This window comes from Geitlerinema sp. CS-897, assembly GCF_028368005.1.
Lineage (GTDB): Bacteria > Cyanobacteriota > Cyanobacteriia > Cyanobacteriales > Geitlerinemataceae > Baaleninema > Baaleninema simplex.
Genome location: NZ_JAQNCQ010000261.1, coordinates 1 through 18,701 on the forward strand (window position 1 = coordinate 1; position 18,701 = coordinate 18,701).

13 protein-coding genes are annotated in these 18,701 nt (G+C 55.2%); 11 read left to right on the top strand and 2 right to left on the bottom strand.

Annotation, left to right across the window (positions count from 1 at the left end; all coding sequences use genetic code 11):
* From POG22_RS16565 to POG22_RS16585, 5 genes are all read left to right on the top strand, one after another.
* Positions 1-1,113, top strand: a 1,113-nt coding sequence (locus POG22_RS16565) for a Kae1-like domain-containing protein (RefSeq protein WP_498906478.1), incomplete at its 5' end; no start/stop codon positions are given.
* A 114-nt stretch (positions 1,114-1,227) separates the two neighbouring features.
* Positions 1,228-1,461, top strand: a complete 234-nt coding sequence (locus POG22_RS16570) for a HypC/HybG/HupF family hydrogenase formation chaperone (RefSeq protein WP_063714759.1) — start codon at positions 1,228-1,230, stop codon at positions 1,459-1,461.
* Positions 1,462-1,859: 398 nt separating this feature from the next.
* A complete protein-coding gene (gene nifJ, locus POG22_RS16575) occupies positions 1,860-5,498 on the top strand; it encodes a pyruvate:ferredoxin (flavodoxin) oxidoreductase (protein ID WP_498906480.1) in 3,639 nt (1,212 codons plus the stop codon).
* A 211-nt stretch (positions 5,499-5,709) separates the two neighbouring features.
* Positions 5,710-6,735, top strand: a complete 1,026-nt coding sequence (locus POG22_RS16580; RefSeq protein ID WP_017659270.1) for a dihydroorotate dehydrogenase-like protein — start codon at positions 5,710-5,712, stop codon at positions 6,733-6,735.
* Positions 6,736-7,411: 676 nt separating this feature from the next.
* A complete protein-coding gene (locus tag POG22_RS16585; protein WP_017658523.1) occupies positions 7,412-8,029 on the top strand; it encodes an exopolysaccharide biosynthesis protein in 618 nt (205 codons plus the stop codon).
* Between the two features lie 25 nt (positions 8,030-8,054).
* Here the strand turns inward: POG22_RS16585 and POG22_RS16590 are convergent, their stop codons facing one another.
* Both POG22_RS16590 and POG22_RS16595 read right to left on the bottom strand, forming a co-directional pair.
* Complete coding sequence (locus POG22_RS16590; protein ID WP_498906482.1) at positions 8,055-8,570, bottom strand: anti-sigma factor family protein; 516 nt, start codon at positions 8,568-8,570, stop codon at positions 8,055-8,057.
* 214 nt (positions 8,571-8,784) lie between these two features.
* Positions 8,785-9,444 carry a sigma-70 family RNA polymerase sigma factor gene (locus tag POG22_RS16595; protein ID WP_063714777.1) on the bottom strand — a complete coding sequence of 220 codons (660 nt, stop codon included), beginning with the start codon at positions 9,442-9,444 and terminating at the stop codon, positions 8,785-8,787.
* A gap of 205 nt (positions 9,445-9,649) precedes the next feature.
* Here POG22_RS16595 and POG22_RS16600 point away from each other — a divergent pair, with 205 nt between their 5' ends.
* The 6 genes from POG22_RS16600 to POG22_RS16625 form a co-directional block, all read left to right on the top strand.
* A complete protein-coding gene (locus POG22_RS16600; protein ID WP_498906484.1) occupies positions 9,650-11,893 on the top strand; it encodes a response regulator in 2,244 nt (747 codons plus the stop codon).
* A 168-nt stretch (positions 11,894-12,061) separates the two neighbouring features.
* On the top strand, positions 12,062-12,424 hold the full coding sequence (locus POG22_RS16605) for a response regulator (protein WP_017658527.1): 363 nt from the start codon (positions 12,062-12,064) through the stop codon (positions 12,422-12,424).
* 45 nt (positions 12,425-12,469) lie between these two features.
* On the top strand, positions 12,470-14,836 hold the full coding sequence (locus POG22_RS16610; protein ID WP_074170757.1) for a PAS domain S-box protein: 2,367 nt from the start codon (positions 12,470-12,472) through the stop codon (positions 14,834-14,836).
* Positions 14,837-15,170: 334 nt separating this feature from the next.
* Positions 15,171-16,238, top strand: a complete 1,068-nt coding sequence (locus POG22_RS16615; RefSeq protein WP_063714765.1) for an adenylate/guanylate cyclase domain-containing protein — start codon at positions 15,171-15,173, stop codon at positions 16,236-16,238.
* Positions 16,232-18,001, top strand: coding sequence for a glycoside hydrolase family 10-like protein (locus POG22_RS16620; RefSeq protein WP_498906486.1), 1,770 nt, complete (start codon positions 16,232-16,234; stop codon positions 17,999-18,001). Before POG22_RS16615 ends, POG22_RS16620 begins: the two co-directional genes overlap by 7 nt.
* A gap of 223 nt (positions 18,002-18,224) precedes the next feature.
* On the top strand, positions 18,225-18,701 hold a 477-nt coding region (locus tag POG22_RS16625), incomplete at its 3' end, for a Uma2 family endonuclease (protein WP_498906488.1).

Sequence of the window (18,701 nt, forward strand, 5' to 3'; positions counted from 1 at the left end):
CTCCCCCTCTCCCCCTCTCCCACCCTCGCCGTCGGGGGACATTTGAAAAACAGTATTGCGATCGCCTTCGGGGACAAAATCTTTCCCAGCCAACACGTCGGGAATTTGGACTCTTCCGAAACGCGGCGGGCGTTTGAATACACGATCGCTCGACTCGGAAGTATTTACGACTTCCAACCGCACCGCATCGCCTGCGATTTACATCCCGACTACGCCTCGACAGAATTCGCCCGCAAGCAAAACCTCCCGCTGGTGCAGGTACAACACCACTACGCCCATGTCCTCGCTTGTATGGCGGAACATCAGTTAAAACCGCCGGTTTTGGGGGTGGCGTGGGACGGAACCGGCTACGGTCTCGACGGGACGATTTGGGGCGGCGAATTTCTCTGGGTGACCGATACCGGATTCGAGCGAGTGGCGCATTTTCGTAAGTGGACACTTCCGGGGGGCGATCGCGCCGTCAAAGAACCCCGTCGGGCGGCGTTGGGAATGCTTTACGAACTGTTTGGCGAAGCGGCGTTTTCGCTGACGCAATCCCCGACTATTCGGGCGTTTTCACCGCCAGAACTTACCCTGTTGGCGTCGATGTTGCGTCGCCGCGTCAATACGCCGCGAACCTCGAGTGTGGGGCGAGGTTTCGATGCAGTGGCGTCGTTGCTGGGGTTGCGACAGTGTCTGAGTTTTGAGGGACAGGGGGCGATGGCGTTGGAGTTCGCCGCCCGAGAAAGCGATACGCGATCGCACTATCCGTTTTCGATCGATCGTCGCTACACTTGTCCGTCTTTGGATTGGGAACCGATGCTGCGGGCGTTGATGTTGGATTGGCGCCGCGATCGCCCGGTCTCGGATATTGCAGCCAAGTTTCACAATACCCTCGCCGAAGCGATCGTGACAGTCGCCCGGTTACTCGAAGATCGGGGGGTCGACACCGCTGCGATCGTTTTAACCGGGGGGTGTTTTCAAAATCAAGTGTTGCTCGAGGCGGCGATCGAACACCTGCAACGGGTTAATTTTCGTCCCGTTTGGCACCAACAAATCCCACCTAACGATGGTGGAATTGCCGTCGGACAAATCCTCGCTGCTGCCTTGGAAAACAATCCAAAAAAATGCTAAAATTAGAGCGTGATTTAGAAAATAGATTTATAATTGCGCTTGATTTTTTTAGTAATTTTATATTTGTTTTATTTTTTGCAAATCTTTACGTTTTGAAATGAGAACGAACGTACAATGTGTTTAGCCGTACCTGGAAAAATTCTCGAAATTTTCGGAGACGATTACCTGACTAAAACAGGAAAAGTCAGTTTTGGCGGAGTGGTTAAAACCGTCAGTTTAGCCTACGTTCCCGATGCTGAAATCGGAGATTATGTAGTGGTTCATGTCGGTTTTGCCCTCAGTAAAATTGACGAGGAGGCAGCCAAACAAACATTAAGCGATTTACAACAGATAGCAAACTTGAGTTAAAAAACGTAACTACCCCCTCCCTCCACCCGAGATTTATTCCATAATCGAAATAGAGTTCGTTAATCGCTAAATTGTAACGAAAAGTTGACGTTTAAATCACCAAACAACCGTCTAACGAGTTAACAAGCGATCGCAATTTATTAAAGCAATCGAACGATTGTTTTAAAAGCTCGAAAAGCCGTCAAACTGGCGAGCGATCGTGCGACTGAGAGAATAACGAACTCGAGCCGAACGCGGAGTGTAAACTCCCTTGCCGATGGGCTGCCAAATTCCCACGGTGTCTCAACCTACCTGGGTTTGTGCGAAGAGGAGCTTCGATCGCCATCGTGGAACCGAAACTTTTCGTCGTTCCCCTCCCACTCACGAACCTCTAAGCCGCTCGCAAAGGATTGAAGAGGATGAACGCCAAAACCTACGCAACCCTAGACGGAAACGAAGCCGTTGCCCGCGTTGCCTACCGACTCAACGAAGTCATCGCCATTTATCCCATTACCCCCGCCTCCCCGATTGGCGAATGGGCAGACGCTTGGATGTCAGAAGGACGTCCGAACCTGTGGGGAACCGTTCCCTCCGTCGTCGAAATGCAAAGCGAAGGCGGCGCAGCCGGAGCCGTTCACGGATCGCTACAAACCGGGTCGCTGACGACCACCTTCACCGCATCCCAAGGCTTGCTGTTGATGGTTCCCAACCTCTACAAAATAGCCGGAGAACTCAGTAGCGCCGTCCTTCACGTGGCGGCGCGTTCTGTAGCAGCCCAAGCCCTCTCCATTTTCGGCGATCACAGCGACGTCATGGCCGCTCGCGGCACCGGATTCGCCTTGCTGTGTTCGGCCTCAGTACAAGAAGCCCACGATTTCGCCCTCATCGCTCAAACCGCCACCCTCGAATCGCGAGTTCCCTTCATCCACTTCTTCGACGGATTCCGCACCTCCCACGAAATCCAAAAAATCGAAGAACTCGACGAGTCCGTGTTACGGGCGATGATAAACGACGAGTGGGTTTACGCCCATCGTTCCCGAGGGCTGACCCCCGATCGCCCCGTGCTGCGCGGAACCGCCCAAAACCCCGACGTATTTTTCCAAGCCCGAGAAAGCGTCAACCCCTTCTATAATGCCTGTCCGACCATGGTAGAAGCGGCGATGGACAAATTCGCCGAACTCACCGGACGCCGCTATCACATCTACGAATATCACGGCGCCCCCGATGCCGATCGCATCGTGGTGTTGATGGGATCTGGCTGCGAAACCGCCCACGAAGCCGTTTCCTATCTCAACAGCCAAGGGGAAAAAGTTGGCGTGTTGAAAGTGCGCTTGTATCGCCCTTGGGATATCGAAAAACTCTTGGCGGCGTTCCCGAAAACCGTCAAAAAAATCGCCGTCCTCGATCGCACCAAAGAACCCGGTGCCGGTGGCGAACCTCTCTATCTCGATGTCGTCTCCGCCTTCAGCGAAGCCTGGGACGGCGAAATGCCGAAAATCGTCGGCGGACGTTACGGCTTGTCCTCCAAAGAATTCAGCCCCGCGATGGTCAAAGGCGTCTTCGACAACCTGGCGCAAGACAAGCCTAAAAACCACTTTACCGTGGGCATTCACGACGACTTGACGAACACCTCCATCGAATACGACCCCAACTTCAGCACCGAACCCGAGAGCGTCGTGCGTTCCGTGTTCTACGGCTTGGGTTCCGACGGAACCGTGGGGGCGAATAAAAACTCCATCAAAATCATCGGTTCGGAAACCGACAACTACGCCCAAGGTTATTTCGTCTACGACTCCAAAAAATCCGGGGCGGTGACCGTATCTCACCTGCGCTTTGGACCCGATGCCATTCGATCGACCTACCTGATTAACCAAGCCAACTTTGTCGGCTGTCACCAGTGGACGTTCCTCGAAAAACTCAACGTCCTCAAAGCCGCCGCCCCCGGTGCGACGTTCCTCCTCAACAGTCCCTACGGTTCCGAGGAAGTCTGGGATCGGCTGCCGTTGGAACTCCAAGAAGAAATCGTCCGTAAGAACCTGAAATTCTACGTCATCAACGCCTATCAAGTGGCACGAGACAATGGCATGGGCGGACGGATCAACACCGTCATGCAGACTTGCTTCTTCGCCCTCTCCGGCGTGTTGCCGCGCGACGAAGCGATCGCCCAAATCAAACACGCGATCGAAAAAACCTACGGCAAAAAAGGACGAGAAATCGTCCAAATGAACCTCAATGCCGTAGACGCCACCCTCGACCACCTCTACGAAGTCAACGTGGGTGAGGCGAATTCCACCGTGCGGATGCGTCCGTCGATTCCCGAAGTTGCCCCCGAATTCGTGCGCGAGGTCGAAGGTAAAATGCTCTCCCGCGAAGGGGACGACCTACCCGTCAGCGCCCTCCCCTGCGACGGAACCTATCCCACCGGAACCTCCAAATGGGAAAAACGCAACGTCGCCCAAGAGATCCCCGTGTGGGATCCCGACGTGTGCGTGCAGTGCGGTAAGTGCGTGATGGTTTGCCCCCACGCTGTCATTCGCGGCAAAGCCTACGACGAAGGCCAGTTAGCCGATGCGCCCAGTACCTTCAAGTTCACCGACTTGAAAGATAAAGACCCCAACTTCGGCGGTCAGAAATTCACGATTCAAGTCTCTCCCGAAGACTGTACTGGATGCGGCGTGTGCGTGGACGTTTGCCCCGCCAAAAACAAATCCATGCCGTCGAAGAAGGCGATTAACATGGAATCGCAACGGCCGTTGCGGGAAAGCGAACGGGAAAACTGGGACTTCTTCATGGAGTTGCCCAATCCCGATCGCCGTCACTTGCACCTCGATCGCATTCGCCAACAACAATGGCAAGAACCCCTGTTCGAGTTCTCCGGGGCCTGTGCCGGATGCGGCGAAACCCCGTATCTCAAACTCGTCTCCCAACTGTTCGGCGATCGTACCCTCATCGCCAACGCCACCGGCTGTTCTTCCATCTACGGCGGCAACCTCCCCACCACTCCCTGGGCGCAAAATACCGACGGACGGGGTCCGGCGTGGTCGAACAGCCTCTTTGAAGACAACGCCGAATTCGGCTTGGGCTTCCGCCTGTCCCTCGACAAACACACGGCCTTCGCCAGCGAACTGTTGCAGAAGCTGGCCGGACAAATCGGCGACAACCTCGTCCGAAACATCCTCGACAACCCGCAAAAATCCGAAGCCGACATTTGGGAACAGCGGGAATACGTCCAGCAGTTGAAACAAGCCCTCGACAACATCGATAGCCCCGACGCCAAACAACTTCGCTCTCTGGCCGATTACCTGGTCAAGAAAGACGTTTGGATCGTTGGCGGTGATGGTTGGGCTTACGACATCGGCTTCGGCGGACTCGACCACGTCATCGCCAGCGGACGCAACGTCAACATCCTGGTGATGGACACCGAAGTCTACTCCAACACTGGCGGACAGTCTTCCAAAGCCACGCCGCGCGGTGCCGTCGCCAAATTCGCCGCTGGCGGCAAACCCGCACCCAAGAAAGACCTAGGCTTGATTGCCATGACCTACGGCAACGTCTACGTGGCGTCCGTGGCCATGGGGGCGCGGGACGAACATACCCTGAAAGCCTTCCTCGAAGCCGAAGCCTACGACGGACCTTCGCTCATCATCGCCTACAGTCACTGCATCGCCCACGGCATCAACATGACCACGGCGATGAGCCACCAGAAAGCCCTGGTCGAAAGCGGCCGCTGGTTGCTGTACCGCTACAATCCCGACTTGAAAGCCGAAGGCAAGAATCCCTTACACATCGATTCGCGATCGCCGAAGAAAGGGGTGCGCGATTCCATGTACGCCGAAAACCGCTTCAAGATGCTCACCAAAACCAAACCCCAAGATGCGAAGCGGCTGTTACAAGAAGCTCAAGCCGATGTTGACACTCGCTGGAAGATGTACCAATATCTCGCCGCCCGTCCCATCGACAACGGCAAGATAAAAGGCAATGGCAACGGTCACAACGGCCACAGCCAATCGGACACGACGGCCTCTGACGAAACGCAACCGCCCTCGGTGAAAGCGTAGCCTCCCAGTCAGTAGGGTGGGCAACGCCCACCAAATTCCTTCGAGGTGGAGACGGAGCAGGTCGGTCGAGTGTGATTCCCCTGCCAACCTGTTGGAAACGGCAATGCCCACCCTACGTCAAGGCGACCTGTTGGAAACGGTGGGCAATGCCCACCCTACTCCGGCTCCCCCTCCAAAAAAGACGGCGATCGAGTAAAAAGAGAGAAGGACTATGGACTTAACCACGACTTACCTGGGACTGACCCTCAAATCTCCCTTGGTTCCCTCCGCAGCCGCCCCCCTCACGGAAGACATCGACAACATCAAACGCATGGAAGATTCCGGTGCGGCGGCGGTGGTGTTGCATTCGTTGTTTGAAGAACAGTTACTGCGGGAAAAATTCGAGTTACACCACCACCTGCAATACGGTACCGAGAGTTTCGCCGAAGCCCTGACGTACTTTCCCGAACCGGACGAGTACCACGTGGGGCCGGAACTGTACCTCGAACACATTCGCCAAGCTAAAGCCAGCGTTGACATTCCCATCATCGCCAGTTTGAACGGCTTTTCGTCCGGCGGTTGGGTCGAATACGCCCAACTGATGCAGGAAGCGGGAGCAGATGCGATCGAACTCAACATTTACTACGTTCCCACCGACCCCAACATGACGGGGGAACAGGTCGAACGCAACTATATCGACACTCTGCGGGACGTCGAAGCCGAGGTTTCCCTTCCCGTGTCGTTGAAACTCAGTCCCTTTTTCAGCAACTTCGCGAACATGGCGCAACGCCTCGACGACGCTGGGGCGAAAGGGTTGGTGTTGTTCAACCGCTTTTACCAACCGGACATCGATCTGGACAACCTAGAAGTCTATCCCCACGTTTTGCTGAGTACGCCTCACGAAATGCGGCTTCCCATGCGTTGGATCGCGCTGCTGTACGGTCAAATTCAAGCGGATTTAGCAGCGACGAGCGGCATTCAACGGGGAACCGACGTCATTAAAATGATGATGGCAGGGGCGAAGATTACTCAGATTTGCTCGGTGTTGTTGCGCCACGGAATCGAGTACATTCGCACCCTGGAACGGGAAATCCAGCATTGGATGGACGAACACGAATACGAGTCCATTCAACAGATGCAGGGAAGCATGAGCCAGATGTACTGTCCTGACAAGTCGGCTTACGAACGGGCGCAGTACATGAAGGCGGTTACGTCTCACGAGCCGGATTACGATCCCGAACAGGTAATTTCTCGGTAGGGGGCGTTTCTTTGACGTCTCCTCCCAATGGATAATATGCCTGTACTGATTTCAGTACGGGCGTTTTTTTGGGGACGTTGAAATCTGTCACGATTTGCCTCGTATGCTAGGAATTGCTTAAAAGATGTGAAAAGCTTACGACGTAAGGCTTAGAGAAGTTCGATCGGGGCGTCGAAAACCCGAAAAAGAGGTAGAATGGGAGACTCTCGTGCGTCCTGCAAGATAAAATGTATCGAAAATCACAAAATTCTGACTCGCCCAACAAAGCCTTTGATACGAAATCCGAATCTCAACGCTTCGACTCCGCTCGCTTCGACTCCGCTCGGACTCAAATACTGGTTTTGCCCAATCTGAAAAGTCCCTCTCTATCCCCCCAACCCCCCTCTTCTTTGGGGGGCTAAGGGGGATGTGGTGAAGACTTCTTGAAACCTAACTTATCGGAAAAGGATGGAGTATGAATGGCGCTGGGAGCCTCGATCGCCAAAGAAAAATCGGGCGTTAGCGATCGAGAAATCGTCGAACAAATTTAAGGAAGCCCTTGTTTGTAGTATTTGATAGATCGAAGTAAAGCAGGGTTTATGCTTTGAGGAAAACGAGCTGCTTGTTCTTGTTCCACCCCCTGCTTTTTATAACTTTTTCACCCAACCCTCTGTACGAAATCTGGAGCGATCGATTTGTGGCTAAGCTTTCTACGGAACTTCACCGTTACTTTTTTTCAGAAGAGCGTCTCGATCGCGTGAAGCTATCAGACGTTATCGAAATTGCTGGAGAGCGGAGTTTTGGCTTTCTGTTCGTGTTGTTGTCCCTGCCGTCGGCGTTGCCGATTCCCGCACCGGGGTATTCTATTCCCTTTGGCATCGTGATGTTGTGGTTGGCGTTGCAGCTCGTCGCCGGACGAGAACGCCCCTATTTCGTGCAACACTGGCTCGATCGCGACATTTCACTCTCGACGGTGCAGGGCGTTTTGAAAAAAGGGCTGCCCTGGTTGCAGCGCGTTGAAGTGTTGTCTCGTCCTCGTTTGAGCTACGTTTGCACGAGCGTCGTCGGGCGAGTCGTTCTCGGACTGGCCATCGCCCTGATGTCGGTTTCAATGATGGTTCCCATCCCCGGCACGAACACGTTGCCAGCGATGGGAATTTTCATTACGGGATTCGGTTTACTCGAGGACGATGGCGCGATTAGTTTGATGGGGTTGGTGGTGTGCGCGATGGGCGCGACTCTGACCACCCTGATTGTAATTTTCGGCTACGAAGCCGTCAAAACTGGCATCGATATGCTCAGAGATGCGATTTGATGCCCGTCCTCTGCCAGTTTGGATGCTATTCGACAAACAACGCCCGAGCCGTGAGGGATTTTTTCGCTTCCTGTAGCGGTGCGGGGGAGGCATCAGGATGAGGGAGCGAAGAGGGTAAGCTATCGACCTCGAAGGTAGTCGGTGCGGGAGAACGAGCGATTTGAGGGGCGCGAGACGAGAAGTTGGTAGGCAACCCCGATACGGCAGCGAGAAAGAGGGCTGCGATCGCCGTTCCTCCCCACGCCCACCGCTGCTGTCGGTCTTGGCGCAGGCGAGCGAACACCCGTTCGGCCGTGACCTCGGGTACGGTTTCGCTGGGCGGAACGGGCAGTCGCTGGAGTCCGAAACTGGTTCGTTCGAGACGGCGATACAGTTCCCGAGCGCGATCGTCGGCGGCCAAGAGCGTCTCGACTTGCTGGCGTTCGCTTTCGCTGACTTCTCCGTCGAAATAGCAACTGAGAAGCACGAACAGGTCTTCGTCTCGGTCTACACGAGCGGACGGCTCGAATCGGTTGCGTTCGTCGTAATCCTTGCGGGTCATAGTTGCGTCACCACCTGGCTGTCGGTTGCGGACAGCGACCTCTCTCCATCAAATTATACTTGCGTATTTTTACAGACGAAAGCCACTGAAAAAAGTTTCTGAGGAACGATTCGATCGCTGCGATCGCCGTTCGTCGTTCCACGAGCTTAATCTGAGGCGATCGATCTCGAAACGGAATTCAATTGTTAAGACGAGAACCTAAAAACAAGGGAGGTTAACTGTCGATATAGTGTTGTAACTGAGCTTGTAAACGATGTCTGGCTCGGGCGATGCGAGATTTCACCGTTCCCAAAGACACACCTGTAATTTCCGCAATTTCCTCGTAAGCCATCCCTTCGATTTCTCGCAACACGATCGTCGTGCGGAAAACTTCCGGCAAGTCGGCGATGGCGACGCGCAGGCGATCGTAAAATTCGTCGGTAGTTAGAGCGTCGTCCGGGCCGGGATCTTCGGTGGCGATTTCCCATTCTCGCTCTCCGTCGTCCGTGGTAAACGGCGCGTCGAGAGAGAGAGGTTGGCGTACCCGCTTGCGTTTGCGTAACTCGTCGTAAAACAAGTTGGTGGCAATACGGCTGAGCCATCCTTTAAATTTGATGGGATCTTGCAAGCGGCGGATATTGCGGTAGACCCGAATCCAGACCTCTTGTGCTAAGTCCGAGCGGTCTTGCCAGTCTGGGGCTAAGTGATATAACACCCGATCGACGTAGGATTGATACCGACGTAACAGTTCGGTGAAGGCTGCGCGATCGGGACGCGCTCCGGCTTGGCAACGGCGCACCAAATCGATGTTAGACAATTGGGCGGGAGAAGGCACGGGAGTTTGAGGAACGGTCGCCGAGGCCGTAGACCAGGATAATGAAATAGAATGTGTCATGGGCATATTTAAGGCGATCGGAGCTACCAAGAACCTTTGACGTCGAACTGATTCTAAGAGTTCCCGTCAACGGGCGATCGCTGCGTAGACAGATTGACAAACTGTCCCATTTTTGTCGTCATCTACCTTTGTTCTATCCTAACCTTCGACGTTTGACTCGATCCCTGTCGGTCAGCCGTTTTCGGGACGACTTGCGAGAACTACTATGATTTGTATTGTGACGTTTTGTAACGATAGCGGGCGTATCGAGAGCGCAAACGCTGACGCCAAGGCGTTGTTTGGGTATGACGGCCGGGACATCCGACACGATTCGATCGAAACTCTATTTCCTCACTGGCCGACTGACACGACCTGTTTCGATTCCCCGATCGATTTAGAAGGGCAGCGTGCGGACGGCTCCGTCGTTCCCTGTCGCGTCGAAATCCTGAAATCTTATACCACATCTACGGCAATTTGTCAACCTCTCCGAGAGAATTTCGACGTGCGAGAGCGGTTTGTGCAGTACGCTCCCACCGCCGTCGCCATGTTCGACCGACAAATGAACTACCTGTTAGCCAGCCAGCAATGGGCGAGCGAGTACGGTCTCGACCTCGACGATCTGCCAGGGCGATCGCACTACGATGTCTTTCCCCTATTTCAGACCGACCCCGAGTCCCGCGATCGCTGGCAGCGTCGCCAAAACGCCTGTTTGTCCGGTCGTGTCGAGCGGGGAGACGACGAACCCTTTCCCCAAGCCGACGGCAACCTCGCCTGGTATCAGTGGGAAATGCGGCCGTGGCGAACCGCAACCGGCGCGATCGGCGGCGCGATCTTGTGGACGAACAACATCACCCAAACCAAACAAATCCAAGACGAACTCTACTGCGCCAAAGAAGCCGCCGAAGCCGCTAACCGCTCCAAAAGCACCTTCTTGGCCAACATGAGCCACGAACTGCGAACGCCCCTCAACGCCATTATCGGCTACAGCGAAATGCTCGGCGAAGACGCCCAAGACGAAGGGTACGACGACATCGCCGCCGACCTCAACAAAATCCGCGCGGCCGGACAACATCTCCTCTCGCTCATCAACGACATCCTCGACATCTCCAAAATCGAAGCCGGGCGTATGGATCTGTATATCGAATCGTTCGATATTTCCAGTTTGTTGGCTGAAGTACAAGCCACAACCGTTCCCGCCATCGAAAACAATAACAACCAATTCCAATTAAGCGGCGAGGGCGATCTCGGTGCCATGTGTGCCGACTTAACCAAAGTGCGTCAAATTCTGATCAACCTCCTCAGCAACGCCGCTAAATTCACCCACGACGGAACGGTCACCCTCAGCGCCTATCGCAACACCGACAGCAACGGACGCGGTTGGGTCGTCTTTGAAGTCGCCGACACCGGCATCGGCATGACCGACGAGCAAATCGAGAACGTCTTCACCGCCTTCAGCCAAGCCGATGCCTCCACCACCCGCAAATACGGCGGAACGGGTTTGGGTCTGGCCATCACCCGGCACTTTTGCCAAATGATGGGAGGCGACGTCACCGCAGACAGCACCCCCGAACGGGGATCGACCTTCACCGTTTACCTACCCGCCGAACCCCTCGACAGTATCGACGAACCCACCAGCGATCCGAGTGCGACAGCGACGCCGACCCCGATCGCCCAACCCTCGGGTTTAGTCCTCGCCATCGACGACGATCCCAACACCCTCGACCTCATTTCCCGACGGCTGAGTAAAGAAGGATTTCACGTCGAAACCGCCAGTAGCGGTGTCGAAGGCTTGAAACGGGCGCGAGAACTCAAACCCGATGCGATCGTTCTCGACGTTCTCATGGAAGACATGAGCGGCTGGGCTGTTTTGGCCGCCCTCAAAGCCGATACCGAACTGGCCGATATTCCTGCCATCGTCGCCACCATCGTCGATGAAAAAAACCTCGGCTTTACCTTGGGAGCGTCCGACTACCTGCTCAAACCGCTCGATAACCAGCGACTGGCGCGGCTCCTCGACAAATACCGACAGCGACGCATTCTCGGCAGTATTCCGGGGGAAAATCGCATCCTCGTCGTCGAAGACGACGAGATGACCCGCGAGATGATGCGACGCACCCTCGAAAAATTCGGCTGGAACGTCGTCGAAGCCTGTGACGGTCGGGCTGCTCTCGATGCCGTCGCGGCCGAGCCACCCAACCTAATTCTCCTCGATTTGATGATGCCGAACATGGACGGCTTCCAGTTTTTGACGGAGTTTCGCCGAACTGGAAACTGGCGATCGATTCCCGTGGTCGTCGTTACGGCGATGGAACTGACGGCGGCAGACTATCAGCGTCTCGATGGGTCGGTCGCGCACATTCTCGAAAAAGGGGCGTCCACCCGCGACGAACTCCTACACGAAGTTCGCGATCGCCTTTTTGCCAGTCTCGCCCCCCGAGCAGACAGAGGCGACCTCGAAATGGGACAATAAAAATCGACGGGAGAATCGTTCGAGACTCGATCTTGTGGGTCGGTCGTTGCCCGAGACACCCTCGATCGAAAAAGCCCGAATCCCAAGGTGCGATCTCAAAACTCACGGCGTCCCGGCTGTCTTTCTGGGGTGTTTCAGACCCCTCGCTGCTGCTGTATCCTGTTGCGTATGGCTAAAATTTTGCTGGTCGAAGATAACGAAATGAATCGGGATATGCTGTCGCGGCGTCTCAAACGCAAAGGTCACGTGGTCGTCGTGGCCACTGATGGAGCCCAAGGGGTAGAGATGTCTCTCAGCGAAGCCCCCGATCTAATTTTGATGGATATGGGTCTTCCCGTGATGGACGGTTGGGAAGCCACCTCGACCATTAAAGCCAAACCGGAAACGAAAAAGATTCCCGTCATTGCCTTAACCGCCCATGCCATCGCGGGCGATCGCGAAAAATGCCTCGCTGCCGGGTGCGACGACTACGATACCAAACCTGTAGAATTTCCGCGTTTGCTCTCGAAAATCGAAGCGTTACTCTCGTAGCGACTTCAGAGGCGAGATGCTTTTGCGAGACCCCCTCCAAGATCCATGACCGATTCTACGACCTCGAACCGCGTCGCTCGATTTGCTGGGATGGGTGCGATCGCCGGATGCGGGTTCGTCGCCCTCGCCGGTAGTCTCGACCTCCTAGCGACACCGCTTCCCCTCGACGATCTCACGTTTTGGGGCGTTCTGGCCGCGTTCGCCCGACGCCACGGTCAAAATCCCGTGTTGTGGGTCGTCGATAGCCTACCGTTCGTGTTCGGTTGGCTGATGTGGCAGTGGGGACGACAGGCGAGTGTTCGAGCCACCTGGCAAACTCGCCAACGTCGAACCCTCGAAAAACACAATCGAGCGCTAGTGGAACTGGCCCGGAACCAACAGTTCGAGACGGGGAACGTCGCGGCAACCCTCCGAGGGATCGCAGCGACTGCCGCCCGAACCTCGCAAGTGGCTCGGGTCAGCTTGTGGCAGTACGAAGACGATCGCACCCGGCTCGCGTGCTTGGAAGCCTACGATCGCGATCGCGACGACCACAGCTCTGGAACAGTTCTGGCGGCGAGCCGATATCCCGATTATTTCCAAGCCCTCGAAACCGAACGCTACCTCGCCGTCTCCGATGCGATCGGCGATCCGCGCACGCAACGCCTGGCCGAAACGTATTTTATCCCCAACGCGATCGCTGCCGTTTTAGGTGCGCCCGTGCGCCTCGGGGGAAAAACCATCGGTCTCGTCATGCTCGAACACGCCGAGACGCCGCGAACTTGGACGACCGAAGAACAAACCTTCGCCGCCTCCATCGCCGATTTCGTCGCCCTGGCCGTGCAAACGGGCGATCGCACGTCTGCCGAAGTCGCCCGCTGGGAAAGTGAAGAACGCTTTCGCTGGCTCTCCGAAGCTACCTTCGAGGGTATCGTCATCCACGCTGACGACACCATTATCGACACGAACCAAGCTCTCAGCACCCTCTTCGGCTACCGCGACGACGAATTTCTCGGCATGAACCCGCTGGAGTTGTTCGCACCTCCCTGTCGGGATCTCGCCATCGCTCCCCTGCGATCGGGATCGGATAAAACCCTCGAACTCGTGGGACAGCGAAAAGACGACTCGACGTTTCCCATCGAAATTCAAGGTCGCCTCCTCCCCTATTACGGCAATAAAGTCCGCGTGACGGCCGTACGGGATATCACCGAGCGACAAAACGCCGAACGCGCCTTGCGACAAAGCGAAGCTCGCTATCGCGCGATTTCCGAACTGGCCTCCGATTACATCTACGCCGCCGACGTGACCCCCGACGGCAACCCCATCGTGCAGTGGGCGACGCAATCGTTCGATCGCATTACCGGTTACAGTCGCGCTGAAGTCGAAGCGATGGGGGGATGGTCGGCTGTCGTTCACCCCGACGATCGCGATCGCGTCCACCACCGTTTCACTCAAAACCGCGTGGCAGACTGGGAAGGCGTTCTCGAATACCGCATCGTCACCCGCGACGGCGAAACCCGTTGGCTGCGAGATTACGCCCGTCCCAACTGGCAAGAATCGGAGGGCGACACAGTTCGTTTACTCGGTGCGGTGCAAGATATCACTTTGTCCAAAACGGCCGAAGCCGAACTCTACCGCGCTAAGGAAGCCGCCGAAACCGCCAACCGCTCTAAAAGTGCCTTTCTGGCCAATATCAGCCACGAACTGCGAACGCCCCTCAACGCCATTATCGGTTACAGCGAAATTCTCCAAGAAGAGGCTGAAGAAGAGGGAAACACCACCGCCGTCGAAGATCTTCAGAAAATCCGTACTGCGGGAAACTTCCTGCTGGCGCTAATTAACGACATCCTCGACATCTCGAAAATCGAGGCAGGGAAAATGCAGCTTTACATCGAAGCGTTCGATCTCTGTGCCTTAATCGAGGAAGTTCGCGTTACCCTCGAGCCGATAATGGAGAAAAACGGCAATACGTTTACCCTCGAGTGCGACGAGAATCTAGGAGAAATCGAAGCCGACATTACGAAATTGCGCCAAGTGTTGCTCAATCTCCTCAGCAACGCCGCTAAATTCACGGAAAACGGCAACGTCCGCCTGACCGTCCGACGTTATCGCGATGGCTTAGAGGGAGAGGTCGGGGAAGATATCGACGGTGAAAGTGCGACGCACCGCTTCGGCGATCGCGTTGTCTTCAAAGTCACCGACACGGGAATCGGCATGACTCCCGAACAAGTGGCGCATCTCTTTGAAGCCTTTACTCAAGGAGATGCCTCCACCACCCGAAAATACGGCGGAACGGGACTCGGACTGACCATTAGCAAACGCTACTGTCAGATGATGGGGGGCGACATCGCCGTTAACAGTCAAGTCGATGTGGGGTCTGAGTTTACCATCGTCCTACCCCGCGTGTTACCGCGATCGACGACGACCGGATGAGGGGGAAAGGAGCAGTGTTTCAGTCGCCAGTCACCCGTCACCCGTCACCCGTGATGAGGAGATGAGGCGATGAGGAGACACGGTTACCCGTTAACTGTCCTCACTCTTCCCTCTTCCCTCTTCCCTCTGCACTGAAGAAGCTCTCCTGTTCACAGAGCGAGACGCTTCAGATTGCGATAGAATCGGGTACGATTGCCCGACTGGGTCAACTGAATCCCGTGCGTGTAGAGACCGATTCGGTGCGTCTTGACGGCAACGCTCGCGACTCCGTTGCGATCGCGCGGCATTTGTTGGTTCCTTCCGACTTCACGGGAGTCCATTGAGGAATGCGTTAATGAGATCGCTCGAAAACGCCAGCGTCCTGGTTGTAGACGATAACGAAGCCAACCGCGATTTACTCCGACGGCGGCTGAAGCGACAAGGCTATCGAGTCACCGTCGCCGAAGACGGGTTTCGCGCCTTGGAACTGATGCGAGAGCAACCGTTCGATTTGGTGTTGCTCGATATCATGATGCCGCGAATGAACGGCTATCAAGTTCTCGAGCAGGTAAAAGCCGATTCAGACCTTCGCGATATTCCCGTTCTCGTCATTTCTGCTCTCGACGATCTCGACAGCGTGGTTAAGTGTATCGAACTTGGGGCGGAGGATTATCTTCCAAAACCCTTCAATCCGATTTTGCTCAAAGCGCGAATTGGAGCCTGCCTCGAAAAAAAGCGCTTACACGACCAGGAGAAGGCATATCTCGAACAGCTACGGGTCGAACAGGAGAAGTCGGAACGTCTGCTGCTGAATATTTTGCCCCAAGCGATCGCCGAACGCCTCAAGCAAAACCCTCGGACGATCGCGGATAGTTTTGCGGACGTCAGCGTGTTGTTCGCCGATATCGTCGGTTTTACAAAACTCTGGTCGCGCATTTCTCCGACGCAACTCGTCGAACTCCTCAACGAGATTTTTTCGGGATTCGACGAACTAGCCGAAAAGAACGGCTTGGAAAAAATTAAAACCATCGGCGATGCTTATATGGTAGTCGGCGGACTCCCGATTCCGCGAGCGGATCACGCCGAAGCGATCGCGCAGATGGCTTTGGATATGCAGCGACAGATGGCGCAGTTCAATCAAGGCGATCGCGAACCGTTCAGCATTCGCATCGGGATCAGTACCGGCCCGGTGGTGGCGGGAGTGATCGGAACGAACAAGTTTATTTACGATCTTTGGGGAGATACCGTCAACACCGCCAGCCGTATGGAGTCTCACGGGATCGCGAACACGATTCAGGTGACGGAAGCGACCTACGAACGGCTCAAAGATCGTTTTATTTTCGAGCGTCGCGGTGTTATCGAGGTGAAGGGAAAGGGTAAAATGACCACTTACTTACTCGTCGATCGCAAAGAAAATTGGTAAAAACAACCGTGTTGGGGATGGTCAGAGGTTGGAGAAAGGGGCTGTTGGGGGGCGCGTTCGCAAGTCTCGTTGCGCTGGTTCCCGAAGCTGAGGCTCAGGTCAGTACGTCTTGGGTCGAACCCTGTGTTGAGAATTTGGTGGAGGTGGAGATTCTCGAAGACGTTCCCGATCGCCTCAACGTTCCCGTGACTCGTGCCGAATTCGCACGCACCCTCGATCGCACCCTCGAACGAACGTTTCCCGAGATCGAAACGCCGAGGGAGACTCGGTTTACGGACGTGGCGACGAACTCGCCGGAGTTCGAGGCGATCGCGAGGTTGGAACGGCGGGGATTTTGGGAGAGTTTTCTCGATTTAGTCTTCGGCAGCGATCGTAAACTGGCACGATGGGAAATGTGGGTCGCGCTGACGGACGGCTTGGACTATCGAGCGGCGCAAACCCCGCGATCGCTCCTCGATCGCACCTATCGCGACGCGATTTTGGTTCCCCCGGACATTGAAGCGGCGATCGCCGCCGCCACGGAACGCCAAATTGTCGTCGTCTCCCCGTCGGGTGAAGACGCGCATTGGTTGTATCCCTATCGCCTCGCAACTCGCGCTGACGTCGCGGCGACGATGTGTCTGATTCTCGCCAAAGATGGCTTTCCGAACTCTATTCCCGAGGAATATGCAGTCCGCGTCACCGTTCCCGAAATTCGCGGCGTATGGCTGACGAACGTAGACAGCGAGGTCTTGTTTTCTCGGCGCGAACTCCGTCAGGCGATCGATCGCTTGCACCGCCTCAATTTCAACACGCTTTATCCCACAGTTTGGAACTGGGGATATACCCTCTATCCCAGCACCGTCGCCGAACCGGTTATCGGACGCGCCGTCGATCCCGAGCCGGGACTGCAACGGTACGATATGCTAGCCGAGGCGATCGAGTACGGACACCGTAAAGGCTTGCGGGTGATTCCCTGGTTCGAGTTTGGCTTTCAAGCGCCGTCTTACTCGGAACTGGCGCGGCGCAACCCCGACTGGCTGACGCAGCGTTCCGACGGAAGCCAAACCATCATGGAAGGGGAACACGAGCGAGTTTGGCTCAATCCCTTTCATCCCGAGGTGCAGCAGTTTATCCTCGATTTATTGGTTGAAATCGCCAGTAACTACGACATCGACGGAATTCAACTCGACGATCACCTCGGACTTCCCGTCGAGTTCGGTTACGATGCGTACACGGTCGAACTCTACCGCAGCGAACACGATGGCGCCGATCCTCCCGAAGAGCATACCGATCCTGATTGGATACGCTGGCGAGCTGATAAAATCACTGAGTTTGTCGGTCGCGCTTTTCGCGCTGTGAAAGCCGTCAACCCCGACGCCGTATTTTCAGTTTCTCCCAACCCGCAACACTTCGCCTATTCTCGATATTTACAAGATTGGGAAAGTTGGGAACGTATTGGATATATTGAAGAGTTAGTTTTGCAAGTTTATCGAGACGACATCGATGTGTTTGCAATGGAGCTGCAACGACCGGAGGTAGAAGCGGCAAGACACCACATTCCCGTCGGTATCGCGATTTTGACCGGTTTGAAAAACCGTCCGATCGAACTCGATCTGATTCGACAAAAGGTTAGAAAAACTAGAGAGTTAGGTTTTTCGGGAATGTCGTTTTTCTTTTACGAAAGTTTGTGGAATTGGGCAGAAGACCCCCCAGAAGTTCGAGAGGGAGGATTCGCCGAACTCTTTCCTGAAGCGGTGGTTGCGCCAGATGTCATTGACTGAAGACAGTCACCAGTCACCAGTCACCCGTGATGAGGAGATGATGGGATAATGGGATGATACTCCATCCTTTTCCGATAAGCTGGATTTCAAGAAATCTTCACCACATCCCCCCTTAGCCCACCTTTGAAAGGGGGGTTGGGGGGATAGAGAAGGGCTTGTCGCGTTCGGCCGAACCGCTGTTTGAAATTCCGATTCCGTATGAGATGTTCGAGGGGTTTTTGCTATGGTACGAACTTCATCTAAACCGTTGACGCTGGAGGCGTTTCTCGAACTCCCCGAAACCAAACCCGCTAGCGAATATCTCGACGGAAAAATTATTCAAAAGCCGATGCCCCAAGGTAAGCACAGCATCCTTCAGCGGGAGTTGAGTTTTTCGTTAATGGCAACGTTTAAAAGCGATCGCACGGCTCAAGCTTTTCCCGAGTTACGCTGTAATTTTGGGGGGCGATCGCTCGTTCCCGATCTTGCCGTTTTTCGCACGTCGCGAATTCCGAGAGATAGCAACGGAGATGTCGCCAACGCGTTCGATCTCTCTCCCGATTGGGCGATCGAAATTCTTTCGCCGAAGCAAGGTCAAACGAAGGTCGTTCGTAACCTGCTCCACTGTTTGAACCAGGGAAGCGAAATGGGCTGGCTGCTCGATCCTGAAGAATCCTGTATCTTTGTCTACGATGCTGCCCGAGTCGTACGGGTGTTCGAC